Here is a 24,483-nt window from a genome sequence, read left to right on the forward strand (position 1 = left end):
TCGCGAACGGTGCGGCGACAGTGGCGGGGCGGGTTGGGAACGTCGAAGCCTGCGCAAAAGCCGGCCGGGCGCGGGGTGCGTTCCGATCGGGTTGCCCTATTCGTGCCTTAGCGCATCGATCGGATCGAGCCTGGCGCCGCGTAGCGCCGGGAAGAAGCCGAAGACCATGCCGATCAGCGCTGAAAAACCCACGGCGAGCAGGATGACCGCGGGGCTTGGCGCGAAGGGGATGGTCAGCGTCACCGCGGCGAGGCCGGCCAGCGACAGGCCGATCAGGATGCCGATGATGCCGCCGAGCAGCGACAGCACCGTCGCCTCGACCAGGAACTGGATGAGGATGTGCTTTTCATGCGCGCCGATGGCCAGCCTGATGCCGATCTCGCGTGTACGCTCGGTGACCGAGACCAGCATGATGTTCATGATGCCGATGCCGCCGACCAGCAGGCTGACGCCGGCGACAGCACCCAGCATGCCGGTCATGGTGGTTGTGGCGCTGGCCATGGCGTCGGCGATCTGGGTCATGTCACGGATGGCGAAATCGCTCTCGCGGTCCGGCGTGACGCGGCGCGCGTCGCGCAAAATGTCCTCGACGCGCGGCTGCAATTCGCTGGTCGGCGTGCGGTCGTCGGCGGCGATGTAGATGTTGTCGATGTCGCGATTGCCTGCGATGCGGCGCTGATAGGCGTGCAGCGGCATCAGCACGACATTGTCCTGGTCCTGGCCGAAGCCGGTATAGCCCTTGGGCTCGAGCAGGCCGATGATCTTGCAGGAGGTGCGGTTGACGCGGATGATCTCGCCCTCCGGATCGCCGGCCCCGAAGAATTGCTGGCGCACCGTCTCGCCGATCAGGCACACGCCGGTGCCCGAGCGGGTTTCGGAATCGCTGAACGGGCGGCCGGACACCAGTTTCCAGTCGCGCGCATCGAGATAGGCGCTGTCGGTGCCGGTGACGCCCGAGGTCAGGCTCTCGGTGCCGAAGATGACACGCACCTGTTTTTGCGAGGCCGGCGAAATGGCGCGCGCGCCGGTCAGGTGCGCAACCAGCGCGGCCAGATCCTTTTCAGCCAGCGGACGCACTGCCTGATCGAGCCCGCCCGGAGCGCCTGGGCCGGCCGGACGGCCGGAGCGCACGACCAGCAGGTTGCTGCCGAGCTTGGAGATGTCGGCCTTGACCTTTTCGGTGGTGCCAGAGCCGATGGTCAGCATCGCGATAACGGCGGCAACGCCGATGACGATACCGAGCAAGGTCAGGAATGAGCGCAGCACGTTGCGACGGATCGAGCGGAGCGAGAGACGGACGGTTTCCCAGATCATGGTTGTGCCACCTCGATCTTCATGGTGTCGGAGGCGACATGCCCGTCGAGGAAGCGAATTGTGCGTTCGGCATAGCCGGCGACGTCGGCCTCGTGGGTGACCATGGCGATGGTCAGGCCAAGCTCCTTGTTCAGCCGGGTCAGCAATTCCATGATCTCGTGCGTACGTGCGGTGTCGAGATTGCCGGTCGGCTCGTCGGCGACGAGCAGCGTCGGGCGGGTGACGATGGCGCGGGCGATCGCCACGCGCTGCTGCTGGCCACCGGAGAGCTCGGCCGGCGTGTGGTGCTCGCGGCCGACAAGGCCGACCTGGGCCAGCGCCTGCATGGCAAGGTCGCGGCGTTCGCGAGCGGCGACGCCGCGATAGATCAGCGGCAGTTCGACATTTTCCGCCGCCGTGGTGCGGGCCAGCAGATTGTAGCCTTGGAAGACGAAGCCGACATAGAGATTGCGCAGCATGGCGCGGCGGTTGCGGTCGAGCCGGCCGGCATCGATTCCCATGAAGGAATAGGTTCCGGCCGTCGGCGTGTCGAGGCAGCCGATGATGTTCATCGCCGTCGACTTGCCGGAGCCGGACGGCCCCATGATGGCGACGAATTCACCGCGGCGGATGGCAAGGTCGACGCCGGCCAGCGCATGCACCCTGGCCTCGCCCTGGCCATAGCTTTTCCAGACCTTGTCGAAGGTGATGAGGGTCGCGCCCGCGGCCACGGTGTCAGCTCCGCTGCTGCGACGCGGTGATAACCTGAGCGCCTTCGTCCAGGCCGGAGGTGATCTCGGTCAGTTCGCCGTCGGTGGAGCCGATCTTGACGTTGACCGGGCGCGGACGCCCATTCTCCAGCACGTAGAGCGTGCGCGAGCCGTCGGTGGGCGGCGTCGGGGCTTGGCTCTGGCGATTGCCGCCGGGGCGACCCATGCGGCCGGTGAACAGATCACTCAGGCTCCACGTGCGGGCGGCCGCCTGCTGTGTCGGGCGATAGCGAAAGGCCGTGGCCGGCACTGTGAGCACGCCCTTGGCCTGTTTGGTGACGACCGAAACGGTGGCGGTCATCCCGGGCCGCAGCAACAGCTCGCCGTTGTCGACTTCCAGCCGCGCATTGTAGGTGACGACGCCGTCGGTGGTGACCGAGGCGTAGGAAATATCGCGGATCTCGGCATCGAATGGCCGATCCGGAAAGGCATCGACGGTGAAACGGGCATGCTGGCCTGTCTTGACCGCGCCGATGTCTGCCTCGTCGACCGCAGCCACCAGTTCCATGTTCCTGAGATCGGCGGCGATGATGAACAACACCGGCGCCTGCAGGGAGGAGGCGACCGTCTGGCCGGGATCGACCGAGCGCGTCAGCACGATGCCGTCGATCGGCGCATAGATGGTGCTGTTGGCAAGGTCGGTCTGCTGCGATTTCAGATCGGCATTGGCGATGGCGAGGTTGGCCTGGGCGCTATCGAGCGCCGCCTTGGAGCGATCGCGGGTCGCGGTCGCCGCCTCGAGCGACTGCTCGGTCGCCATGCCGCGTTTGGTCAAAGCCGCCGCGCGGACAAGCGCCTTCTCGTTTTCGGCGAGCGTTACCGTGGCGTCCTCGACATTGGCCGCCGCACCCTTGGCGGAGGCCTCAGCCCGTTCGATCTGGACCTGCAGCTTGGCGGTGTCGAGCGCTGCCAGCACGTCGCCCTTCCTGACCCGCTGGTTCTCCTCGACCGACACCGAACGGATGATGCCGGAGAGCTGGCTGGAAATGTCGACCTGGGTGAGCGGCTGCAGCGTGCCGGTCGCCGACACCGCGACGGTGAGGTCGGCCTTTGCGGCTGGCACCGTGGTGTAGTCGATCCTGGCCGGCGTGCCGGCATACCACTGATAGGCGCCAAGCCCGCCGGCGAGCACGATCAGCGCCAGCAGGGCATAGAGCCAGCCGCGCCGGCGCGACTTGCGCAGACCTTGCTTGTCGAGCCCGAGCGCCGTCTCGATGGTGGTATCCGATTCCGTCTTTGGCAGATTGACAATTTGGTCCACGCTGGACCCCTATAATGCGCAAATGTCCCGATCTGTGCACAGATCAGGCTTGATGGTTCGAATATCAAATTAAATTTCGCCCATGTTTGGATTGAGGCAGGAATGAAAACCCGGAATTACTTGCTTTACGATGTGTTTACGACGGAGCGACTGGCCGGCAATCCTTTGGCCGTCGTGCTGGACAGCAAGGGATTGGACACGGCCGCGATGCAGGCAATCGCCCGCGAATTCAACCTGTCCGAATCGGTTTTCGTGCTGCCGCCGAACAATCCAAAGCATAAAAACCGCATCCGCATCTTCACGCCCGACTATGAAATGCCGTTCGCCGGTCATCCAACGGTCGGCTCGGCGATCGCGCTGGCCGAACTGGCGGAGGAGGGCGGCGCTGGCATCTTCGTACTGGAGGAAAACATCGGCCCGGTGCGTTGTGCCGTCAGCAAGCATGATGGAGCGACGTTTGCCGAGTTCGATCTGGCGAAGCTGCCGGAGCCGCTGAAGCTGGAGGCCGATCCGGAGGCTATCGGTGCAGCCCTTGGCCTGACGCCGCACGAAATCGGCTTCGAGAATCATCGCGTCGCGTTCTGGTCGGCGGGCGTGCCCTATGTGACCATTCCGGTCGCCAATCTCGAAGCGGCGGGCCGCATCCGTCTGGATAACCAAGCCTGGTCGGAACTGGCGCCGCGCAAGAGCGAATGGGCCTTCGCCAGCCCGTATGTCTATTGCCGCGAGACGGTGAACCACGAAAGCGCCTTCCATGTGCGCATGATCGTGCCCGGCACGCCATCGTATGAAGATCCGGCGACGGGTTCGGCGGCAGCGGCTTTTGCCGGCGCCATCATGCATTTCGACGCGCCGACCGACGGCATTTGGCAGCTGTGGATCGAGCAGGGGCTGGAGATGGGCAGGCCATCGCGAATTCGCCTCGAATTGAACGTGGAAGGCGGAAAACTGGCCTCCGCACGCATCGGCGGCAATGCCGTGAAGGTGGCGGAGGGCAAGCTGTTCGTTTGATCGCGATGGGCTGAAAGCGATTTGTCGGGAAATGACTCCGGCAGGGCTGGACATGACCGATGGTGGCGGCTATATGCCCGCCAACGCCGGTTTTTGCCGGCCGAGTGGGTGCGTAGCTCAGTTGGTAGAGCAGCTGACTCTTAATCAGCGGGTCCACAGTTCAATCCTGTGCGCACCCACCAAATTCCTAGAAGACTTGGTGGAAAGACCCTGAAAACGAGACGCGTTTGGCGTGTCACGAGCGCGTGAGCGTGACCGTGACTACCGTGCCGATGCCGTCACTTTCCCAGCCATGCGCCTGCAGAAACACGCCAGGGAATGGCCCGATGCCGGCCTAGGCATCGGCCATGAAGAAATTCAACAGTTGAACGGGCCAGATCCCGCATTGCGCCGCCCGGATCGCAGACCTGTCCATTCCAGCCATCGTCCCAGCCGCGGCGGCCGGAGTCTGGTTCAGTCCGGCATGCCATGATATGCGTGGCGCCGCTGCATGCCGGGATCGGGCAGGCGTCGAACAGCTTGTTTCCTTTAGTTGTTGCGAAAATATCACGTCTAATGCGAGCGAGCTGTAGTATTATTCGTGCAGGGCAATGCTTGGGGATCAAACGCATGCGGGCTTCCGTTTTTATCGGTTCTGTATTCTTTGCGGCTTTGATGGCTGGTACGGCACTTGCCGCGGACCGGACGGTCGAGCTGCCGGTCGCATCGAGCTACAACTGGACGGGCGGCTACATTGGCGCCCAGATCGGCGGCGGGTGGAGCAAGGTTGATCAGCCATGGGGTGTTACCGAGGCTAGTCCGAACATCTTCGACCAGGACAATGCGGATGGAAGCGGTGTCGTCGGCGGCTTGCATGCCGGCTACAACTGGCAATCCGGCTCATTCGTGTTCGGTGGCGAAGCGGACATCAACGCAACCGGCATAGATGGCGACGACGGCGGAAGCGGAGGCGACATCAATGGCTTCAAGGCGAGATGGGTTGCTTCCGTCCGCGCCAGGGCTGGTGTCGCATTTGATCGGGTGCTGATCTACGGTACGGGCGGTTACGCCTACCTCAATGGAAAAGCAGACACTCGAGATGTGGGTCGACAGGAAAGTCACTCGGCTTCATTCAACGGATGGACGATAGGCGCAGGCGCTGAATACGGTGTCACCGACAACATTACGGTTCGTGGCGAATATCGCTACGCAGATTTCGGCTCAAAGACCGTCGTCTTCAACAACTATGTCGAAGACATTAGCCCGGCCTTGCACACTGTCACGATAGGTGTGTCGTATAAGTTTTGACCGTCTTCGGCGCGGCCCCCCCCCCGCGTCGACCAGCTGCGGCAAAGTTAATCACCCGCATAGTCCCCGTTTCACGGAAACGGGGGAACCGGTTCAGCTCTTGTTTCGAGGCAATTCCCAAGGGGGGTGCTACGCGCCTTTCCCCGGGGAAAGCCGATACACACTTGTCCTGGAATTGCTCTACTTCTCCGACACACCAGCCTCGGCAAAACTGGCCATCCTCGCATGGCATTCCAGCGCTGAACGGACGATGTTGACGGCCAGACACGCGCCGGAGCCTTCGCCGAGCCGCATGCCGAGATCGAGCAGCGGCGGCAAGCCGAGCGCTTCGAGCAGGCCACGATGGCCCGATTCAGCCGAAACGTGCGCGGCGATCGTGTGGGCGAGCCCGGTCGGGTGCAGCTTTGCCAGTGGGGCTGCGGCGGCGGTGCAGACGAAGCCGTCGAGCAGCACGGGTATGCCCAGATGGCGGGCGGCCAGCGTGGCGCCGAAAATGGCGGCGAGTTCGCGTCCGCCAAGATTGGCTGCGACGTTTAGTGGGTCGGAAAGAGAATCGGCATGGCGCTTCAGGCCGGCTTCGATGGCGACCACCTTGCGCTTCAAGCCGGCGTCGTCGACGCCGGTGCCGCGCCCAGTCCATTTTTCAGCACCACCGCCGAACAGCGCCGCCGTAATGGCGGCGGCCGGCGTGGTGTTGCCGATGCCCATTTCGCCGAAGCAGACGAGGTCGAGGTCTTTGGTCACCGCGTCGTAGCCGGCCGACACGGCGGCGAGGAAGGCTTTCTCATCCATCGCCGGCATTTGAGTGAAGTCGCCGGTCGGCTGGTCGAGATCGAGCGGAATGACGTCGAGTTCGGCGCCAGCCATGCGGGCGAGCTGGTTGATGGCGGCACCGCCACCGGCGAAGTTCGCCACCATCTGCACGGTGACCTCGGAAGGATAGGCCGACACGCCTTGCGCGGTGACGCCATGGTTGCCGGCGAAGACGAAAACCTTGACGCGATCGAGTTTTGGCATGTCGCGGCTCTGCCAGCGCGCCAGCCATGCAGCGATCGTCTCCAGCCGGCCGAGGCTGCCTTGCGGCTTGGTCAGGGTGTCCTGGCGGCGCGCAACGGCATTGGCCGCGGCGTCGCTGCCAGCCGGCAGCTCGAGGCAAGCGGCGCGCAGTCCATCGAGTGATTTGAAGGGCATGGGGGCAAAGTCTCCAAAAGAGAATCAGGTCAAAGGGAATCAGGAAAGGGCTACTGAAGCGACGAGAAGCACCGCGATTTCGCTCGCCTGCTGCAAGGCGCCGATCGTGTCGCCGGTCTGGCCACCGATCTGGTTGAGGCAAAGGGCGCAGAACGCGGCAAACAAAAGGCCGAGCAGGATGAGCGCAAAAACGGCGCCTCCCAGCCCGAGCAGGAGCAGCGGGATCGCACCGACCACGGCGCCGGCCATGGCGGCTTCCCGCGAGACGGCGCCGGCGTCGGCCGACAGGCCATCGGCCCGGGCCGGCGGCAAGAAATGCATGAAGGCGCCGAGCAGACCGCGCGAGGCCGCGTGTGCGGCCACGAGGGCGAAGAGCGCCTGTGTGGGGTCGACGAGTTGCGAAAGGACGCTCCAGCGGATCAGCAGCGACAGAGCCAGCGCCGCAGCACCATAGGCGCCGATGCGGCTGTCGCGCATGATCTCGAGTTTTTTGCCGCGCGACTTGCCGCCGCCAAAGCCGTCGGCAACATCGGACAGCCCGTCCTCATGCAGGCAGCCGGTGGTGAGCAGGGTAGCCGCAAGGGCAAGGGCGGCCGCCGGAGCCATGGCAAGGCCAAACCGTTCCGCCGTGGCAAAGACGATGGCGCCGATCAGGCCGACGACGAGGCCGGTGACCGGTGCGGCCCAGATCGCTGCGGCAAGGCTGCGGCCGCGAAAATCGAACACGGGCAGCGGCAGACGGGTGAAGAAGACCAGGCAAAGCGCGATGTCGTCGAGGACCTGCCGAGGCGACGGACTGATGTTTCGGAGCCTCATGCTCTAGCCCTTCGCTATGGCGTGGAAGAAGGTACCGCTGACATGGCCCCGCCGAAAGCCCGAGGCGCCGATCGGATTGCCCTGGCCGTCGGCAAGGTCGGCCAACGGCTCGTCATTACCGATGGCGGTCATCTGCGCATAGTGGAATTCGTGGCCGCGGATCAGCGCGCCAGCTGAGCCCAGCGGACAATCGGCACGCAACCGGGCCTCGCGGTAGCCGAGGTTCATCTTGCGCTTGGCAAAGCTGGTGGAATGGCCGAGCAGGCCAAGCATCGCATGCGTTTCGCCGGAGGCGGCCTCGAGCGCTTCGCCAAGCACCATGAAGCCGCCGCACTCGCCATGGATGGGCTTCGTCGCGGCGAATCTTGCCATTCCGGCGCGGAAATTTGCGGCGGCTGCGAGCCGGCCGGCGTGAAGCTCGGGATAGCCGCCGGGCAGCCAGCAGACGTCGCAATCTTCATCGGGTGCCTCGTCGGCGAGCGGAGAGAACGGGACGATTTCGGCACCCGACTTGCGCCAGTAGGCGGCGACATGCGGATAGAGGAAGGTGAAGGCGGCATCTTCGGCCAGCGCAATGCGTTGACCGGGCGGTGCCAGCGCGTCGGCGAAGCCGCCGGGCGCCGGGGTAAGGGGTGTCGCCAGGGCCATAATGGCGTCGAGGTCGAGCGATTTTTCCGCCATGTCGGCAAGCCGGTCGAGATGTGCCATCAGGTCGTCATATTCGCCGGCCTGCACAAGACCGAGATGGCGCTCAGGCAGGTTGAGGGTCGGATCGCGCAGGATAGCGCCGACGACCGGCAGGCCGATCGCCTCGATGGCATCGCCGGACAGCCGGCGGTGCCGCTCGCTGCCCAGCCGGTTGAGCACGACGCCGGCCATGCGCACGTCCGCATCATAGGTGGCAAAGCCCTTGGCGACGGCGGCCGCGGTGGTCGACTGGCCGGACACATCGAGCACCAGCAGCACCGGCAGGCCGTAGAGCCGCGCCAGGTCGGCTGCCGAACCGCTGCGCCCCTGCGAAGCCGGAATCCCGTCGAACAGTCCCATGGCGCTTTCGAGGATGACGAAATCGGTGTCGTCGGCTGCCTGCGCTGCCAATGCGTTGAGCAGCGACGGCGGCATCGCCCAGCTGTCGAGATTGACGCCGGAAAGCCCGGTGGCTGCGGTGTGGAAGCCTGGGTCGATATAGTCGGGACCGGATTTGGCGCCCCGCACCTTCAGCCCGCGCCGGGTGAGCGCGCGCAGGATGCCGATGGTGACGCTTGTCTTGCCAGAGCCCGAGCGCGGCGCGCCGATGATGATGGCGCGAGCCGTCATGCGTTCCCCGCCAGTGCCGCGCGCATGGCGACGATGCCGCCGACGACGATCAGCGCCGGCGAGGCAAGGCCGGCGGCAGCGGCTTCCTCGGCAATGGTGGCCAGCGTGGCGACGACCGTCCGCTCCTGCGGTGTCGTTGCGGCGACGATCACCGCCGCCGGCGTCGACGGCGCCAGCCCGCCATCGAGCAGCGCCGCGGCGATCAGCGGCAGATTGGCCATGCCCATATAGACGACGACAGGCTGGCCGGTGCGGGCGATTGCCGCCCAGTCGAGATCGTCATCGGTGCCGGCGGCATGGCCGGTGGCCAGGATCACGGCCTTGTTGATGCCGCGCATGGTGGCCGGGATGCCGGTGGCGGCCAGCGCGCTGAGCCCCGAGGTCAGGCCGGGCAGGACGCGAAATGGGATAGCTTCCCGCGCGAGCGCCAGAGCCTCTTCGCCGCCACGGCCGAAAATATAGGGATCGCCGCCCTTCAGCCTGACTACGCGACGGCCAGCACGCGCCAGCCGCACCAAGAGGGCGGTGATGTCGTCCTGTTTCATCGACGGCTTGCCGCCGCGCTTGCCGGCAAAGAAAAGCTCGGCATTTTCGGCAACGGCGACGACATCAGATGAGACCAGCGCGTCGTAGACCAGGGCATCCGCCTCGGCTAACGCCGCAAGCACTTCCATTGTCAGGCAGCCGGGGTCGCCGGGGCCGGCCCCGGCCAGCCAGACATGGCCTGGCTCGAGCCGGCGCGGTTTGAAATTCAGCCGGGACAAAGCTCTTTCGAGCGTGGCATTTTCGCCGGTATTTTTGGTGCTGCCGCTCACAATCCGTCCCGCCCGCGAAAACGCCGCTGATAGTGCGCGTCGTACAATGAACTCTCACCAAAACCTTCCGCTGCCAGCGAGCGGCCGACGAAGATGATCGCCGTACGCTCCATTGGGTCGGCGGCGAGCTGTGCCTCGATTGTGGCCAGCGTGCCGGTCAGCACGCGTTCGTCCGGCCAGGAGGCGCGGAAGACGATCGCCACCGGGCAATCGCTGCCATAGTGCGGTGTGAGTTCGGCGACGACGCGGTCGATGGCGTGGATAGCCAGATGAATGGCGAGCGTGGCGCCGGTGCGACCGAAGCCCGCAAGCGTCTCGCCGGGCGGCATTTTTGAGGCGCGGCCGGAGATGCGGGTCAGCACCAGGCTTTGCGCGACTTCGGGAATGGTCAGTTCGCGGCGAAGTGCTGCGGCAGCGGCGGCGAAGGACGGCACGCCCGGTGTCAGCGTGTAGGTGATGCCATGCTTTTCCAGCCGGCGGATCTGCTCGGCAACGGCGCTCCACACCGACAGGTCGCCGGAATGCAGGCGGGCGACATCATGGCCGGTATTATGGGCGTCCAGAAATGCGGCCTCGATCTCATCAAGCGACATCGGCGCGGTGTCGATCAGTTTTGTCCCCGGCGCGCAGTGCTGCAACAATTCGGGCGCTACGATCGAGCCGGCATGAAGGCAAACCGGGCAGCTTGCCAAGAGCCTCGCGCCGCGCAGCGTGATGAGGTCGGCGGCGCCTGGACCGGCGCCGATGAAATGGACGGTCATGGCGCGTCTCCGCTGATGGCGATGGCGCAAGTGACCGGGCCGAGCACCGTGCGGGGGCCAAGCAGTCTGGCGCCTTTGCCGGCGACGGCAAGGGCGGATGCCTCGGAAACCGATGGCGTGCCGGCCAGATCCTGCGAGAGGTCGGAATGGCTGAGCGTTTCCGGCGAGGCGGCCTGGAGCGCTGAGTCATCGACGACGATGACTGGAAGACGCAGCGCGCGGCCAGCGGCAGGGATGGCTTCTTCATCCTTCTTCAGCGTGGCAGTCGCCAGCGCCGAAAGAGCCGTCATCGCCAGCCCATGCGCTTCCAGGGCGGTTTCTATCGCGGCAAGCACGTCCTCGACGCGTACACCTTTTCGGCTGCCGATGCCCGCGACCATCATGGCTTCACCCAACTCCATTGGGTGACCGGCATGGCCGGCCGCCAGGCCTGCATCGAGCCGACGGGCGATGCGCGGGATATGGCGATCCGGGTAAGGTCGCCGCCGAGCTTCGTATGCTGGGCAAGAAGCAGGGCTTCCATCTCCAGCGTCACCGCATTGGCAACGAGGCGGCCGCCGTCGCGCAAGGCCTTGATGGCGGCGTTCAGCACGCCGGGATCGCTGCCGCCGCCGCCGATGAAGATCGCGTCAGGCGTGTCCAGCCTGGCAAGCGCCTTGGGCGCGGTGCCTTCGACCACGACGAGACCGGGAACGCCGCAGGCGGCGGCGTTGCGGCCGATGCGGGCGGCGCGGATCGGGTCGGCCTCGATGGCGATGGCGCGCATCGAGGGGTGGGCCAGCATCCATTCGATGCCGATGGAACCGGAGCCGGCGCCGATGTCCCACAGCAATTCGCTACGCCTCGGCGCCAGAGCCGACAGGGTGACGGCGCGGATTTCGCGCTTGGTGATCTGGCCGTCATGGTCGAACAGATGATCGGCAAGGCCTGATGTGAGCGGCAGCACGCGGGCTTGCGGGCTAGGATCAATCTCAATAGCCAGCACGTTGAGCGGATTGATGTTTTCGAGATCGAAGGCATCGGCGCGGGCCGAGCGCCGATTCTCGTTTGGCCCGCCCAGCGCCTCCAGGACAGTCAGCGGCGAGGCACCGAAATCGAGTTCCGTGAGCAGGCGGGCGATTGCCGCAGGGGCTTCGGCATCCGAGGTCAGCGCCAGGATGCGGGCGTCCGGCTGCAGCAGCGGCCGGATCAGGTCGATCGGTCGGCCATGCAGCGACACGGTCTCGATGTCCTGCAGCGCCCAGCCAAGCCTGGCGGCCGCCAGTGAAACGGCCGACGGGGCGGGAATGACATGCATCTCTTGGGGCTTGACCTTGCGGGCGAGCGTGGCGCCGACGCCGTGGAAGAAGGGGTCGCCGGAGGCGAGCACGCAGACGTTTTTGCCGGCAAGCGCCAGCACGTCGGCCATCTCGGCATCGAATGGAACCGGCCAGGGGCGCGCTTCGCCCTTGGCGAAGGAAGCAACAAGCGCCAGGTGCCGCTTGCCGCCGAAGATGATCTCCGCCTGCGCAATCCGCTGCTTGGCCTCGTCGCCGAGACCCGCTAAACCGTCCTCGCCGATACCGACGATGGTGAGCCATCGTGAGTTGACCCTGGCACCGTGCGGACGCTCAGCAGGCATGATGACCCACCGTATTCTGATCCTCGGCGGCACCGCTGAAGCCCGGCAACTGGCCGGAAAACTGGCGGCGCGTGCCTCGGTCACGCTGTCGCTGGCTGGCCGTACCGAGAGCCCTGTCGAACAGGGCGTGCCGGTGCGAACCGGAGGCTTTGGCGGTGCCGATGGATTGGCCGCCTATCTCAGGGAGATGCGCGTCGACCTGATGATCGACGCCACGCATCCTTATGCGGCGCAGATCTCCGCCAATGCCGCGCAAGCCGCACGCGCGTCCGGCGTGCCGATCCTTGCCCTGCGACGCCCTGGCTGGGAGCCTGTCGAAGGCGACCGTTGGACGCTGGTCGATACGTTTGGCGATGCCGCGCAGGCGCTTGGGCCGTTGCCGCGCCGTGTCTTCCTGGCGCTCGGCCGGCAAGAGGTTGCGGTTTTCGAAGCCGCGCCCCAGCACCACTATCTCATTCGCAGTGTCGATCCGGTCGAGCCCACGTTGGCCGTGCCTGATGCCGAATATCTGTTGGCCCGTGGCCCGTTTCGCGAGCCCGATGAGCGCGCGCTGCTCGAAAAGCATCGCATCGAAGTCGTCGTGTCCAAGAACAGCGGCGGCGCGGCCACATACGGCAAGATCGCTGCGGCGCGGGCGCTTGGCCTCGACGTGGTCATGGTCCGACGGCCTGATCTGCCGGATGTCCCTTCGGCTGAAACCGTCGAAGCGCTGACCGCCATTGTTGATCAATTTGGGGTCGATCATTTTGTCGAGCCCGCTGCCGAACGCGGCGTGTAGACCAGCGCCGGCTTCTCCGCGCGCCTGATGATCCGGGTTTCCGGCGAACCGATGATGATGCAGGTCGCCATGTCGGCCTTTTGCGCGTCGACGTCTGCCAACAGGTAGACCTCGATACGCTCGTCCGGGCGGCCGGCGGCGCGGCCGAAAATCACTGGCGTGGTGCCTGGCAGGATCGCGGTGAGACATTCGAAAGCGCGGCCGAGCTGCCAGGGGCGCGCCTTGCTGATCGGGTTGTAGAGCGCGATGACGAAGCCTGCGCCGGCCGCTGCCAGCAGGCGCAGTTCGATCAACTCCCACGGCTTCAGATTGTCGGACAGCGAGATGGCGCAGAAATCATGGCCGAGCGGGGCGCCGATACGGGCGGCAACCGCGAGCATGGCGGTGATGCCGGGCACGACGGCGACATCGACCGCGCGCCATTCGGCCGGGCCAGCCTCGATCGCCTCGCAGACGGCCGCCGCCATGGCGAACACACCGGGATCGCCGCCGGAGACGACCGCAACATCGTGGCCCTCGGCGGCTTTGACCAATGCATCCTTGGAGCGGGCGAGCTCCTCGCGATTGTCGGAAGCGACGCGGGTCTGATCCGAGCGCAGTTCCAGCCGGTCGAGATAGGGTTTGTAGCCGTAAAAGAATTTGGCCTCGGCGACAGCGCGGCTGGCTTCCGGCGTGACCTGATCGGCATTGCCGGGGCCAAGGCCGATGACGGTGAGACGGCCACTCATGCTTTGCCTCCCAGGGCGCCGGGGCGGCCGGACCAGCCGGCGACCAGCACGATGGCGAAGTAGGGCGCCTTGTCATCCTGCTTGTCGGCAAGCTTCATGGACACACTGCCAGCCATGGTGCCGCGCTCCACGTAGACGGCGCGCGTCAGCTTGCCGGTAGCTTCCAGAGCCCGCCTGATCTTGGGCAGGTTGCGGCCGACCTTCATGATGACGGCGGCATCTGTGTCGGCCAGCCGGCGTGTCAGCTCGAACTCGCTCATCGTGCCCGGCAGAACCGTCAGCACATCATCGCCCTGGACGATCGGGACACCAGTCTGCGACCAGCAGCCGGACATGGCGGTGACGCCAGGAATGACCTCGGTTGGAAAGCGATGGGCGAGCCGCACATGCAGATGCATGTATGAGCCGTAGAAAAGTGGGTCGCCCTCTGACAGCACGGCAACCATCCTGCCTGCCTGAAGGTGTTCGGCGACCTTCTCGGCCGAGTCCTCGTAGAATGCCGTGATCTGCGACCGATAGTCGTCGTGATCCTTGTCGATCTCTATGGTGACGGGATAGAGCAGCGGCAATTCCGTCATCTCGGGCCGGAACTGCGCTTCGACGATGGCGCGTGCGTTGCTGTTGTTGCCGCGCTTGGCGAAGTACGCCACGACATCCGCCTCGGCCAAGACCCGCGCGGCCTTTAGCGTCAGCAGCTCAGGGTCGCCGGGACCGGTGCCGACGCCAACGAGACGACCTTTTGGGAGTGCGTTCACAGGCCCGGCCTCGCCAACGCATTGACCGCCGCGGCGGTCATGGCGCTGCCGCCGAGCCTGCCGCGAACAATGGCGTATGGCACGCCATAGGAATTCTCGGCCAAAGCATCCTTGGATTCGGCCGCACCAACGAAGCCGACCGGCATGCCGATGATGGCCGCCGGCTTCGGCGCGCCGTCGCGCAGTTTTTCCAGCAAATAGAACAGCGCGGTCGGCGCATTGCCGATGGCGACCACTGACCCCGCCATGCGCTCGCCCCACAGGTCGATCGCGGCGGCGGAACGGGTGTTGCCGATCGCTTTAGCGATGTCGGGCGTGCGCGGGTCACGCAAGGTGCAGATCACCTCGTTGCCGGCCGGCAACCGGGCGCGGGTAACGCCATGCGAGACCATTTCCGCGTCGCAGAAAATCTGCGCGCCCGCCGCCAAAGCGGCGCGCGCGGCGGCAACGAAATCCGTGGAGAACACAAAACGACCTGATGCTTCGACCTGGCCGCAGGCATGGATCATGCGGACGGCGACATCGGCCTCGGCTTCGGAGAAGCGCGACAGATCAGCCTCGGCGCGGATGATCGCGAAGGAGCGCTCGTATATCGCCGTGCCGTCATGGATATAGTCGTAGGCGGCCATGCTCATTCCTGTTGGTAAGTTCGGGCCTGTCGGTAAGCCTCGGCGATAGCGGCCGGCCCGAGCCTTGTCAGGCAAGCAGCGGCGGTCTCGCCTTGATATCGTGCGCTGCGGATCATTGCCGCGACGCGGCTGATGCCGCGCGCGGCGTCATAGCCCGGCCTGTAGCCGGCAGGAAGAGCCTTTGCCGTCGCGTTCACGACAAGTCCGGCTCCGTTTTCGCCGCCGACCAGAGTGAGGGCTGCCTTGCCTGGGTGGGCGCAGCCCTTGGCGCAGCCTGAAATGTGCAGTGTGAAGTCGAGAACGTCGGCGTTTTCGGCGGCGATCGTCTCGGCAATATCACGCGTGGCGATCCGGCCGGAACCGCAGGCCGGCGTGCCGGGGCAAGCGGCGATGCGCGTGCGCGGATCGGTGGCGGCGGTGACGAAGCCGAGGCTGGCGGCGGCGTCTTGGAGGGGCTGGCTGGCGGCTGCTGGTTGGCCGAGGAGAAGCAAGGCGCGGCCGGGGGCGAGGCGGATTTCGGTTGTGCCGAGGGTGAGGGCGTTTTGGGCAAGGGTGATGATCTTGTCGGCTGGCATGCTGCCATAGGGGAGGCCGGTGCCGAGGGCGATGGCGTGGCTTATGTTGAAGAAGCCAATTGGCCGGCGAGAGTGCTCTACGGCGCCCCCCTCTGTCCTGCCGGACATCTCCCCCTCAGGGGGGGAGATTGCGCTCCCATCTTTGCTTTCGCCAATCACCAATGTTGAGCTGCGGGCGCGGACAGCGAAGCTGCCAATCTCCCCCCTTGAGGGGGAGATGTCCGACAGGACAGAGGGGGGTGTGAAGGAATGCCAACCTGCGAGAGAAGCCAACTGCCTCTCCGACAAATCCCTCGCGCGGACCAAGCGGCCTTTCTCGGCGACCATCCTGAGCACGGCAACAGCAATATCGCGCGCTGCATCGTCTTCCACCGTGACCAGCGGTCTCGCGTTCTGCCCATCGCCCGCGACAGACACCCGCCATCGAACTCCCGCATCGGTGCGCATTGCAGCAAGCCGCACATCGGCCGTCACCGAATCCAGCCCCAGCTGCCCGCCGCCGTCCACGACGACCGACACCTTCGGGCCGAGCCGTTGCGTTAGCCCAGTCTCTTCGACCGCTGCCCTGATCCGTTCCGCCAAAGGCCGGGGATCGACGATCTCCTGAGGATCGATGCCGGCAAGCGGCCCGGTCTCGACCGGCACACCGGTGCGCACCGCGATGCCCAGCGCATCGACCTCCGCCGCCAGCACGGTCGCGCTTTCCGCCGTCAGGCCGCGTATCTGCAGGCTGCCGCGCGCGGTGACTTCCATGATGCCATTGCCAAGCCGCAATGCGGATTCGGCCAGTCCGATCAAAAACTTCGGCGACAATTCTCCCGCGACCGGGTTGAGCCGCACCAGCAGGCCGTCGCCGGTCTGCATCGGCGCTGACAGGGCGGGGCAGGCGCCACGACGTGAGAAGTCGTTCATGCCGCCACCCCAAGCGCTTCCGCCTCGGCAATCAGGGCCGTGAGATCGTCGTCGATGGAATTGCGCAAGGGATGCCATAGGCCACGCCGGCGCGCCGACAGCAAGCGCTCGGCGATGATTTTTGCGGCGGCGGGGTTCTCGCGCAGGATGAAGGCGCGGACGGCTGGATTGCCGACATACGCATCGTGAACGGCCTCGATCAGCGTTCCCGATATGGCATGAGTGGTTTCGGCGAAGCCGACCAGCCGGTCGACCGTTTCGGCGAATTCGGAGGCGCCACGCGGGCCGTGGCGCATCTGGCCCGATATGAAGCGCGGATTGACGGCGCGGGCGCGCACGACGCGGGCCACCGCCTCGCCAACCGAGCGCGGCTTCGGCTTTTGCGGGTCCGTGGTGTCGAGCACGATGACGTCGGCGTTCCTGCCCAACGTTGCCAGGGCTGCCGAAAAGCCGCCGATGAAGGCGACATCGGCGGAGCCTTCGAGAATGTCGCGGCCTGGATCGTCGCCGGTGTGGACGAGAAGATCCGCTTCGGCGATGCGACCCTCGAAGGCGCCAGGGGCCGAGATGCCTTCGCCCTCGGCGCCGCCATAGGCATGCGAGGTCGCGTCGAGATAGGCGCGGCCGACCTCTTCGCGCACTCCCCAATCGCCGGAGGACAAAAGATCCTCGACGCCGGCGCCATAGGTGCCGGGCGAGGTGCCGAAAATGCGTGGGCTGACCTTGCCATCGGCGCGGGTCCTCGCCGCGAGCGGGTTTTCCGAATCCTCCTCGTCACGCGCGGCAACGGCGTTGGCGGCGGCATCGATCAGTGCGATCTGGGTCGGGAACATGTCGCGAAACAGGCCTGATATGCGCCAGGTGACGTCGACACGTGGGCGGCCAAGCGTGGCCGGCGGCAGCACTTCGATGCCGGTGATACGGCCGGTCGCAGGGTCCCATTGCGGCCGGCAGCCCATCAGCGCCAGCCCTTGCGCGATCTCCTCGCCGCCGGTGCGCAGCGAAGCCGAGCCCCAGAGATCGATGACCAGCGAGCGCGGCCAGTCGCCATGCGATTGCATGTAACCGCGTACTACCTCCTCCGCTGCCGCTCGGCCCAGATCATAGGCGGTCGGCGTCGGCATGGTGCGCGGGTCCGACGTGAAGAGGTTGCGGCCGGTGGGCAAGACGTCCGAGCGTCCCCGCGCGGGCGCGCCGGCCGGACCGGCCTTGACGTGGCGGCCATCGAGCGCCGCTAGCAATGCCGCCTTCTCCGCGTCAGCACTTTGGCGGCGCATGGCGTCGGGCTCGTCCTCGGGGGCGCGGCCGTAGATGTGCAGCCCGTCCTTGATGGCGAAATCCTTGAGGTCGCAGAGCCAGGCGTCAATGCGGCGCAGCGCTTCGTCGGGCGCGTCGGTCGTTGCGACGCCGGCTTCGGAGGCGAGGCCGGTCTTCTGCGCGGTGTCGACGATCAGCTTGGCCAGGCGGTCACGGCGGCGGCGGTCGAGCCCGTCGGCCTGGGCATATTCGTCGACCAACCGTTCCAGCTTGTGCTGGTTCTCGTCCAGTCCGGCACCGGTCAGTGGCGGCGGCAGATGGCCAAGGGTGACGGCGGCAATGCGCCGCTTGGCCTGTGCCGCTTCGCCGGGGTTGGAGACGATGAAGGGATAGATGACGGGCAGGGGACCGGTGACGATCTCGGGAAAGCAGTTTTCCGAAAGCGCAATCGTCTTGCCCGGCAGCCATTCCAGCGTGCCATGGGCGCCGACATGGACCAGCGCATGGACGTCCAGCGACTTGCGCAGCCACAAGCCGAAGGCGATCAGCGCATGGCGCGGCGGCAGTGTCGGGTCGTGATAGTCGGCGCGGCGGTCGGCCGAGCGGCCGCGGTCGGGGGCGAGGGCCACGGTGACGTTGCCGAAGGTGGCGGCACGGAAGGGGAATTTGGCAGGGGTGTGCGCTTGAACACCCCCCTCTGTCCTGCCGGACATCTCCCCCGCAAGGGGGGAGATTGGCAGTGCCGCCGCCTGCGCCTCTTCTGCAACGCTTGAGATTAGCGAAAGCGCAGATGACAGCTCAATCTCCCCCCTTGCGGGGGAGATGTCCGGCAGGACAGAGGGGGGTGCCTCGCGCAAACCTGTCTCGTCCTCTGCTTTGCCCCAGGTCGCCTCTACGGCACCCATTGCCGCCTTCGGCAATTCGGTCGAAGAGACGAGATAATCGTCAAGTTTCAGCCCGTGGCCGGACGTTTCCAGGCTCTCCAGCAACGCACGCGGTGTCTCCGGAATCCCCTCAACACCATAGCCCTGTTCCCTCAGGTCGTGCAGCATCGCCAACACGCTGGACGGCACGTCGAGGCCGACGGCGTAGCCGGTGCGGCCGGGGGCGCTCGGATAATCCGGGATCAGGATGGCGAGCTTGCGCCCGGCGCGGGGCGTCTGCTGCAGGCGGATGAAGGCCGCGACGCGGTCAGCCACCTGCGCGACGCGATCGGGTTCCGGTCGGTTGGCGAAGGCGCGGTGGCCAAGCGCGGGATCGATCTCGCTTTCGCCCTTGAAGGAAATGGCGCCGGCGAGGATGCGGCCGTCGAGCTCGGGCAGCACGACATGCATGGCAAGGTCGGCGGGGGCGAGGCCGCGCTGGTTGTTCTGCCAGATGTCGCGTCGGGTGGTGGCGACGATGACCTGGAAGACGGGCACGCCGGCGCGGTCGAACAGAGTTTCGACGCCGGGCTCGGCGCCGGAAGCGAAAGCGGTCGCGGTGATGATGGCGGCGGGTTTCAGGAAGGCCAGTGACGTTTCCACGAACGCCAGGGATGCTGGGTCCTTGAGGCTGGAGACGAAGATGGGGACGGGGTTGATGCCGCGCTGCCGCAGCGCCTCAAACAGCGCGTCGATGGGCGCGACATCGGCGGCCAGCAGCATCGAGCGGTAGAACAGGATGGGCACGACTGGGGCGTTGACGTTGTCAACGTCGAGTTCCGTCACACCCCCCTCTGTCCTGCCGGACATCTCCCCCGCAAGGGGGGAGATTGCGCCGTCATCAGGGATTTCGCCAATCGCGGATATCCGAGATAGATTCCTATCTGACGGGGCAGATGAGGAGCCGGCTTTGGTGACAGCCGATCTCCCCCCTTGCGGGGGAGATGTCCGGCAGGACAGAGGGGGGTGTGACGGAACGCCAACACTCGATGCGTCCGGCTTCTCCACAACTCCGCATGCGGGCTCGTAAAACCCAGCCTTCGGGACCGCGACCGGCTCGACGACAGGCTCATTCTGTCCCGCTAACCTTGCCAGCTTCCGCACCAGCGCGCTCATATTCGCCAGGCCGCCCTCGCGGAAATAGTCGAGCAAGCCGTCGAGTTCTTCGCGCGGCAGCGTCGAGGCTTCGATCAGCCTTAGGTCCTCGTCGCGGCATTCGCCAGGCAGCAGCGCCAGTTTTATACCGCGCGCCCGCGCCGTCGAGGCAAGCTGGTCGCAGCCGTAGCGCCACCAGTCGTAGCCGCCGAGGATGCGGACGAGGATGATCTTGGCGTGACGGGCGACGCTGTCGACCCAGAGGTCGACGGACATGGGATGGCGCAAGTCGCGCAGAGCCGCCAGCCGCATCGAGGGCAGGCGGTCGGCGTCGGCCTTCCACGCTGCCGCCAACCCGGCGAGGTCGCTGTCGGTGAAGGACAGGGCCACGATATCCGCCGGCGCCTGCCGCAGATCGACCGGCTCGGCGAGGTCGTCGAGCGAGGCGGATGTCGTGGTTAGGATGTGCATCGCAACCTGTGTCCGAAATCAGCCGGCGAGTATACGCTCGATAGCCGGGCGGTTCAGCCCCTTGAGGCCGATCACGACGAGGCGCGAGCGGCGGTCGTCCTGCGCCGTCCAGGCGCGGTCATAGTAGTGGTTGACGCGCGGCCCGACGGCCTGCAGCAGCAGCCGCATCGGCTTGCCGCCGACCTCGACGAAGCCTTTCACACGCAGCACGTTCTCTTCCTCGGCAGCCGTGGCGACGCGTTTCGCCAATTCGTCCGGATTGGCGATCGAGGCAATGTCGACGATGAACGTATCGAAGTCGTCATGCTCATGGTCGAAGGCGCCGTCGTGATGGGACTTGCGGTTCTCGATATCGTCCTCGACCGCGAGACCGAGGCCGAGCAGCACGGAGGGATCCACCTTGCCATGCGACGTCGGCACGATCTTCACCGCGCGGGCGGAGTGTTCGTTGATGATGGCGTTGGCGCGGGCGGTGCCGGTGGCGTCCATCAGGTCGCTTTTCGACAGGATGATCAGGTCGGCGCAAGCGATCTGGTCCTCGAACACTTCCTCGACCGGGTCGTCGTGGTCGAGCGTCTCGTCCTGGGCGCGCTGCGCCTGGAGTGCCTCCATGTCGTTGGCGACGCGTCCCTCGGCCAATGCCGGCCCGTCGACCACGGCGATGACGCCATCAACGGTCACGCGGCTTTTCACGCTCGGCCACTGGAAAGCCTGGACCAGCGGCTTGGGCAAAGCGAGGCCGGAAGTCTCGATCAGGATGTGGTCGACCTTCGGAGTCAGCGCGAGGATCTGGTCGAGCGCCGGCACGAAATCGTCGGCGACGGTGCAGCAGATGCAGCCATTGGCCAGTTCGACGATGTTTTCCTCGGGGCAGGTGTCGATGCCGCAGCCCTTCAGGATCTCGCCGTCGATGCCGATGTCGCCGAACTCGTTGACGATGATGGCAATACGCTTGCCGCCGGCGTTTTCCAGGAGATGGCGGACCAGCGTCGTCTTGCCGGCGCCGAGAAAGCCGGTGACGACGGTGCAGGGGACGCGGGAGACGGAAGCGGTCATTTCAGGTCCTTCACAGGTCGAGGGGAGGGATGCGGGCAACAAGGCCGCGCTTCAGGCTATCGGGGCGGCCGCGCCATGGGATCAGGCCGTCCGTCGAAGTGGCGAAGAGTTTGGCTCCAGTGACCAGATCGGCGCCGCTGGTTGGTGTCAGGTCGCCGAAGACATAGCTCCAGCAGCCGTTGCGCAGGATGGCGGCGCTGAGCCGCCGCTTGCAATTGCCGAGACATTCGACGCTGCTGATGCGAATGTTGTCGCCCGACGCGGCGCGTCGCGTGTCGTCCGCCAGCAGTTCGCCGGCGCGGGGATGGGCGTCGGAGCCGGTTTCATCGCGGCAGGAGGCGCAGACGATCACGGTGACGCCAGCCAAGGCATCATCATGGCCGGACGAAACATCCGCTGTGCCAGCCGAAAAACTGCTGTCGTGGTCCAAAGATCGTGCTCCTTGCCCGGAAACCCGCCGGACGATCGGATTCTGTAGTCGCAGACGGCAGGTCTCCTGGCTCGCGGGTCATTGCCTTGGGTAGCCGCCTTCCCGGGATCACCCAGTGGCTTTCGGCCTTGGCTCTTCGCTTACAGTTGCGGGGACAGCCGCGGATTTGGGATTTCGTCCCTCACCGCATTCCCTCTTAGCTCCTCTCGTTGAAGAGAAGAGACCGTCTGTACCGGATTTAGGCTTTTGCAGGCGGCAGTGTCAACGCGGCTTACGACACGGCGATGTCGGCCAGCGCCGGACCCAAGTCACCGGCGGGCGTCACTTCCATGCGCTCAAGGCCAAGCCAGCCCTGCATCTGTTTCAATTCCTCGAAGAGCTGAGCAGCGGTTTCAGGCGGCGCACCGGACTCGGCATAGGTGGCATGGACGCGCAGGGCACTGGCCGGCCGGTCGGCCTTGAGGTCGACGCGCGCGACGATCCTGTCGCCGAGCAGGAACGGCAGGACATAATAGCCGTATTGCCGCTTGTCGGCCGGCGTGTAGATTTCGATGCGGTAGTGGAAATCGAACAGCCGCTCGGTGCGCGAGCGTTCGAAGACGACCGGATCGAACGGTGCCAACAGGGCGCGGGCCTCGATCTTGCGCGGCAGACGGGCATCCTTGTGAAGATAGGCCGGCTTGTCCCAGCCTTCGACGCGCACCGGCAGCAATTCGCCTGTTTCAACCAATTCCTCCAGCCGGCCTTTCATGTCGGCCGGCGAGAGGCGGAAATAGTCGCGCAAATCGCCTGATGTCGCGATGCCGTGGGCGCGGGCCGAAATGCGCAGCAATTCGCGGTGCGCGTCCTCGGCGGCCGGAACCGGAAGATCGAGGATCGCCTGCGGCAGCACACGCTCCGGCAGGTCATAGAAGCGTTCGAAACCGCGACGGTGCGCCGTGGTGATGCGTCCGGCCCAGAACAGCCATTCGAAGGCATGCTTGGCATGGCTCCAGCCCCACCAGCCGCCCGAGCCCTTCTGGCCCTCGAGCGCGGAGGCGGCGGTCGGGCCGCGCTCGACGACCTGGCGGTAGATCTCTTCGACATAGGCGGCGTGCTCGCGACCCCATTTGGCGAGGCCCAGATACATTTCGTCGCCGCGCTCGGCCCGTTGCATGCGCCAGCGCATCAGCGGGTATGTCTCGACCGGCAGGAAAGAGGCCTCATGCGCCCAATATTCGAAGACCGTGCGCTTGCGCGTCATGGCCGCATTGTCGAGCAAGGCGAGAGGGTAAGGGCCAAGGCGCGAATAGAGCGGCATATAATGAGCGCGCACCACCGCGCTGACGGAATCGATCTGCAGCAGACCGGTTCGAGCCAGCACGCGGGCAAAATGGCGGCGGTCGGGCGTAGCTGTTGGGCGGGGATCGAGAAAACCTTGGGCTGCAAGCGCGATGCGCCGGGCCATGGGGAGCGAGATCTTTTCCTTCATGCAGGCGTCACTCTGAGGGCGATGATGGGTGATTCCGGACAATGCTAGCAGGGTTTTGGCGGCAACCATGTCAGGAGAGAAAAGTGGAGTAAAAGGCGAAGGAAATCAAACAGGAGCGGATCGGACCAGTTTGCCGCGATAAGCCGTCCAGGTCAGTGTTTTGAACAAGGTTTGACTTGCTTCGCTGGAAGTGCTGCGCTAACCCTCGCCGCGTTGCAGCATAGGCCCTTAAAACGGTTCAGCGGTTAAACTGTCACGCTTCCGCATTAGGGTCCGGTGCTGTAATCAACGTGGATTGGCGCCAACGGAAAGCCGAGCATGAACGCACTCTTGAGCTCATACCTGCCCATCGTCCTGTTCATCGGCGTGGCGCTGGTTGTCGGCCTGGCGCTGCTGGCCGCACCCTTCCTGGTGGCTTACCGCAACCCCGATCCCGAAAAGCTTTCCGCCTACGAGTGCGGTTTCAACTCGTTCGACGACGCCCGCATGAAGTTCGACATCCGATTCTACCTGGTGTCGATCCTGTTCATCATCTTCGACCTGGAAGTGGCCTTCCTTTTTCCGTGGGCGGTGTCGTTCTCGAAGATCGGAATGCTCGGCTTCTGGTCGATGATGGTGTTTCTGGCGGTGCTGACCATCGGCTTTGCGTATGAATGGAAAAAAGGAGCGCTGGAATGGGATTGAACGACAGTTCAGGCACCCTCGTCGCGCCGAAGCCTAAAGGTATCCTCGATCCCAATACCGGCCGGCCGGTAGGGGGAGACGATCCCTTCTTCCTCGAGATCAACAACGAACTGGCCGACAAGGGCTTTCTCGTTACGTCGACAGAGGCGCTGATCACCTGGGCGCGCAGCGGTTCGCTGATGTTCATGACCTTTGGTCTTGCCTGCTGCGCGGTCGAGATGATCCACACCTCGATGCCGCGCTATGACTCGGAGCGGTTCGGCGTCGCGCCGCGCGCGTCTCCGCGCCAGTCCGACATCATGATCGTCGCCGGCACGCTGACCAACAAGATGGCGCCGGCGTTGCGCAAGGTCTACGACCAGATGCCGGAGCCGCGCTACGTCATCTCGATGGGCTCATGCGCCAATGGCGGCGGCTACTACCACTATTCCTATTCGGTGGTGCGCGGCTGCGACCGCATCGTGCCGGTCGACATCTATGTGCCCGGCTGCCCGCCGAGCGCCGAAGCGCTGCTTTACGGCATTCTTCTGCTGCAGAAGAAGATCCGCCGCACCGGCACGATCGAACGGTAAATCC

Annotated in this window: 23 protein-coding genes, 1 tRNA gene and 1 riboswitch; of the genes, 6 read left to right on the forward strand and 18 right to left on the reverse strand. The window is 65.5% G+C overall.

Annotation, left to right across the window (positions count from 1 at the left end; all coding sequences use genetic code 11):
* Positions 1-96: 96 nt before the first annotated feature.
* The 3 genes from NKJ01_RS10415 to NKJ01_RS10425 are packed head-to-tail and all read right to left on the reverse strand — an operon-like array spanning position 97 to position 3,324.
* Positions 97-1,314: an ABC transporter permease gene (locus tag NKJ01_RS10415; protein WP_352727694.1), complete on the reverse strand. Its 1,218-nt coding sequence runs from the start codon at positions 1,312-1,314 to the stop codon at positions 97-99.
* Positions 1,311-2,024 carry an ABC transporter ATP-binding protein gene (locus tag NKJ01_RS10420; RefSeq protein ID WP_352727695.1) on the reverse strand — a complete coding sequence of 238 codons (714 nt, stop codon included), beginning with the start codon at positions 2,022-2,024 and terminating at the stop codon, positions 1,311-1,313. The genes NKJ01_RS10415 and NKJ01_RS10420 overlap by 4 nt, the downstream gene beginning before the upstream one ends.
* Positions 2,025-2,028: 4 nt before the next feature.
* A complete protein-coding gene (locus tag NKJ01_RS10425) occupies positions 2,029-3,324 on the reverse strand; it encodes an efflux RND transporter periplasmic adaptor subunit (RefSeq protein WP_352727696.1) in 1,296 nt (431 codons plus the stop codon).
* Between the two features lie 102 nt (positions 3,325-3,426).
* On the opposite strand from NKJ01_RS10425, the gene NKJ01_RS10430 reads away from it, so the two are divergent.
* From NKJ01_RS10430 to NKJ01_RS10440, 3 genes are all read left to right on the forward strand, one after another.
* On the forward strand, positions 3,427-4,335 hold the full coding sequence (locus NKJ01_RS10430) for a PhzF family phenazine biosynthesis protein (RefSeq protein WP_352602959.1): 909 nt from the start codon (positions 3,427-3,429) through the stop codon (positions 4,333-4,335).
* Positions 4,336-4,441: 106 nt separating this feature from the next.
* Positions 4,442-4,517: transfer RNA gene (locus NKJ01_RS10435), tRNA-Lys, on the forward strand.
* A 427-nt stretch (positions 4,518-4,944) separates the two neighbouring features.
* Positions 4,945-5,622: an outer membrane protein gene (locus NKJ01_RS10440; protein ID WP_352602958.1), complete on the forward strand. Its 678-nt coding sequence runs from the start codon at positions 4,945-4,947 to the stop codon at positions 5,620-5,622.
* A gap of 180 nt (positions 5,623-5,802) precedes the next feature.
* Here the strand turns inward: NKJ01_RS10440 and cobT are convergent, their stop codons facing one another.
* Genes cobT through cbiE form a run of 7 tightly spaced genes read right to left on the reverse strand, consistent with a single transcriptional unit; the run spans position 5,803 to position 12,143 of the window.
* Positions 5,803-6,813 (reverse strand): nicotinate-nucleotide--dimethylbenzimidazole phosphoribosyltransferase, encoded by a 1,011-nt coding sequence (cobT, locus tag NKJ01_RS10445; RefSeq protein ID WP_352727697.1) that lies wholly within the window; start codon positions 6,811-6,813, stop codon positions 5,803-5,805.
* A 39-nt stretch (positions 6,814-6,852) separates the two neighbouring features.
* The gene (gene cobS, locus NKJ01_RS10450; RefSeq protein WP_352602954.1) at positions 6,853-7,629 is read right to left on the reverse strand and encodes an adenosylcobinamide-GDP ribazoletransferase; all 777 of its coding nucleotides are present in this window, start codon (positions 7,627-7,629) and stop codon (positions 6,853-6,855) included.
* Positions 7,630-7,632: 3 nt separating this feature from the next.
* Positions 7,633-8,946 carry a cobyrinic acid a,c-diamide synthase CobB gene (locus tag NKJ01_RS10455; RefSeq protein WP_352727699.1) on the reverse strand — a complete coding sequence of 438 codons (1,314 nt, stop codon included), beginning with the start codon at positions 8,944-8,946 and terminating at the stop codon, positions 7,633-7,635.
* Entirely contained in the window at positions 8,943-9,761 is an 819-nt protein-coding gene (cobA, locus tag NKJ01_RS10460) for a uroporphyrinogen-III C-methyltransferase (protein WP_352727701.1), read from the reverse strand. The genes NKJ01_RS10455 and cobA overlap by 4 nt, the downstream gene beginning before the upstream one ends.
* Entirely contained in the window at positions 9,758-10,522 is a 765-nt protein-coding gene (gene cobM, locus NKJ01_RS10465) for a precorrin-4 C(11)-methyltransferase (RefSeq protein ID WP_352727703.1), read from the reverse strand. The genes cobA and cobM overlap by 4 nt, the downstream gene beginning before the upstream one ends.
* Positions 10,519-10,905 carry a cobalamin biosynthesis protein gene (locus tag NKJ01_RS10470; protein ID WP_023757122.1) on the reverse strand — a complete coding sequence of 129 codons (387 nt, stop codon included), beginning with the start codon at positions 10,903-10,905 and terminating at the stop codon, positions 10,519-10,521. The genes cobM and NKJ01_RS10470 overlap by 4 nt, the downstream gene beginning before the upstream one ends.
* Complete coding sequence (gene cbiE / locus NKJ01_RS10475; RefSeq protein ID WP_352602944.1) at positions 10,902-12,143, reverse strand: precorrin-6y C5,15-methyltransferase (decarboxylating) subunit CbiE; 1,242 nt, start codon at positions 12,141-12,143, stop codon at positions 10,902-10,904. Before cbiE ends, NKJ01_RS10470 begins: the two co-directional genes overlap by 4 nt.
* Before the next feature lies 1 nt (position 12,144).
* Here cbiE and NKJ01_RS10480 point away from each other — a divergent pair, with 1 nt between their 5' ends.
* Complete coding sequence (locus NKJ01_RS10480; protein WP_023757124.1) at positions 12,145-12,921, forward strand: cobalt-precorrin-6A reductase; 777 nt, start codon at positions 12,145-12,147, stop codon at positions 12,919-12,921.
* Here NKJ01_RS10480 and NKJ01_RS10485 read toward each other — a convergent pair.
* From NKJ01_RS10485 to NKJ01_RS10520, 8 genes are all read right to left on the reverse strand, one after another.
* Positions 12,885-13,649: a precorrin-3B C(17)-methyltransferase gene (locus NKJ01_RS10485; RefSeq protein ID WP_352727706.1), complete on the reverse strand. Its 765-nt coding sequence runs from the start codon at positions 13,647-13,649 to the stop codon at positions 12,885-12,887. The genes NKJ01_RS10480 and NKJ01_RS10485 overlap by 37 nt on opposite strands.
* The gene (locus NKJ01_RS10490; protein WP_023757126.1) at positions 13,646-14,404 is read right to left on the reverse strand and encodes a precorrin-2 C(20)-methyltransferase; all 759 of its coding nucleotides are present in this window, start codon (positions 14,402-14,404) and stop codon (positions 13,646-13,648) included. Before NKJ01_RS10490 ends, NKJ01_RS10485 begins: the two co-directional genes overlap by 4 nt.
* Positions 14,401-15,033 carry a precorrin-8X methylmutase gene (locus NKJ01_RS10495; protein WP_352727708.1) on the reverse strand — a complete coding sequence of 211 codons (633 nt, stop codon included), beginning with the start codon at positions 15,031-15,033 and terminating at the stop codon, positions 14,401-14,403. The genes NKJ01_RS10490 and NKJ01_RS10495 overlap by 4 nt, the downstream gene beginning before the upstream one ends.
* Positions 15,034-15,035: 2 nt before the next feature.
* Positions 15,036-16,520, reverse strand: a complete 1,485-nt coding sequence (cobG, locus tag NKJ01_RS10500) for a precorrin-3B synthase (protein ID WP_502905873.1) — start codon at positions 16,518-16,520, stop codon at positions 15,036-15,038.
* Positions 16,517-20,266 carry a cobaltochelatase subunit CobN gene (gene cobN / locus NKJ01_RS10505; RefSeq protein ID WP_352727710.1) on the reverse strand — a complete coding sequence of 1,250 codons (3,750 nt, stop codon included), beginning with the start codon at positions 20,264-20,266 and terminating at the stop codon, positions 16,517-16,519. Before cobN ends, cobG begins: the two co-directional genes overlap by 4 nt.
* 18 nt (positions 20,267-20,284) lie before the next feature.
* Positions 20,285-21,322 carry a cobalamin biosynthesis protein CobW gene (cobW, locus tag NKJ01_RS10510; RefSeq protein ID WP_352727712.1) on the reverse strand — a complete coding sequence of 346 codons (1,038 nt, stop codon included), beginning with the start codon at positions 21,320-21,322 and terminating at the stop codon, positions 20,285-20,287.
* A gap of 10 nt (positions 21,323-21,332) precedes the next feature.
* A complete protein-coding gene (locus NKJ01_RS10515) occupies positions 21,333-21,752 on the reverse strand; it encodes a DUF1636 family protein (RefSeq protein ID WP_352727714.1) in 420 nt (139 codons plus the stop codon).
* A gap of 39 nt (positions 21,753-21,791) precedes the next feature.
* Positions 21,792-21,995, reverse strand: a riboswitch (cobalamin riboswitch).
* Positions 21,996-22,023: 28 nt separating this feature from the next.
* Positions 22,024-23,223, reverse strand: a complete 1,200-nt coding sequence (locus tag NKJ01_RS10520; protein ID WP_352727716.1) for a winged helix-turn-helix domain-containing protein — start codon at positions 23,221-23,223, stop codon at positions 22,024-22,026.
* 318 nt (positions 23,224-23,541) lie between these two features.
* Here NKJ01_RS10520 and NKJ01_RS10525 point away from each other — a divergent pair, with 318 nt between their 5' ends.
* A complete protein-coding gene (locus NKJ01_RS10525; RefSeq protein WP_010910112.1) occupies positions 23,542-23,907 on the forward strand; it encodes an NADH-quinone oxidoreductase subunit A in 366 nt (121 codons plus the stop codon).
* A complete protein-coding gene (locus tag NKJ01_RS10530; RefSeq protein WP_023757133.1) occupies positions 23,898-24,479 on the forward strand; it encodes a NuoB/complex I 20 kDa subunit family protein in 582 nt (193 codons plus the stop codon). The genes NKJ01_RS10525 and NKJ01_RS10530 overlap by 10 nt, the downstream gene beginning before the upstream one ends.
* Positions 24,480-24,483: the final 4 nt, after the last annotated feature.

It is taken from the genome of Mesorhizobium sp. M0276 (assembly GCF_040321755.1).
In the GTDB taxonomy this organism is placed as follows: Bacteria; Pseudomonadota; Alphaproteobacteria; order Rhizobiales; family Rhizobiaceae; genus Mesorhizobium.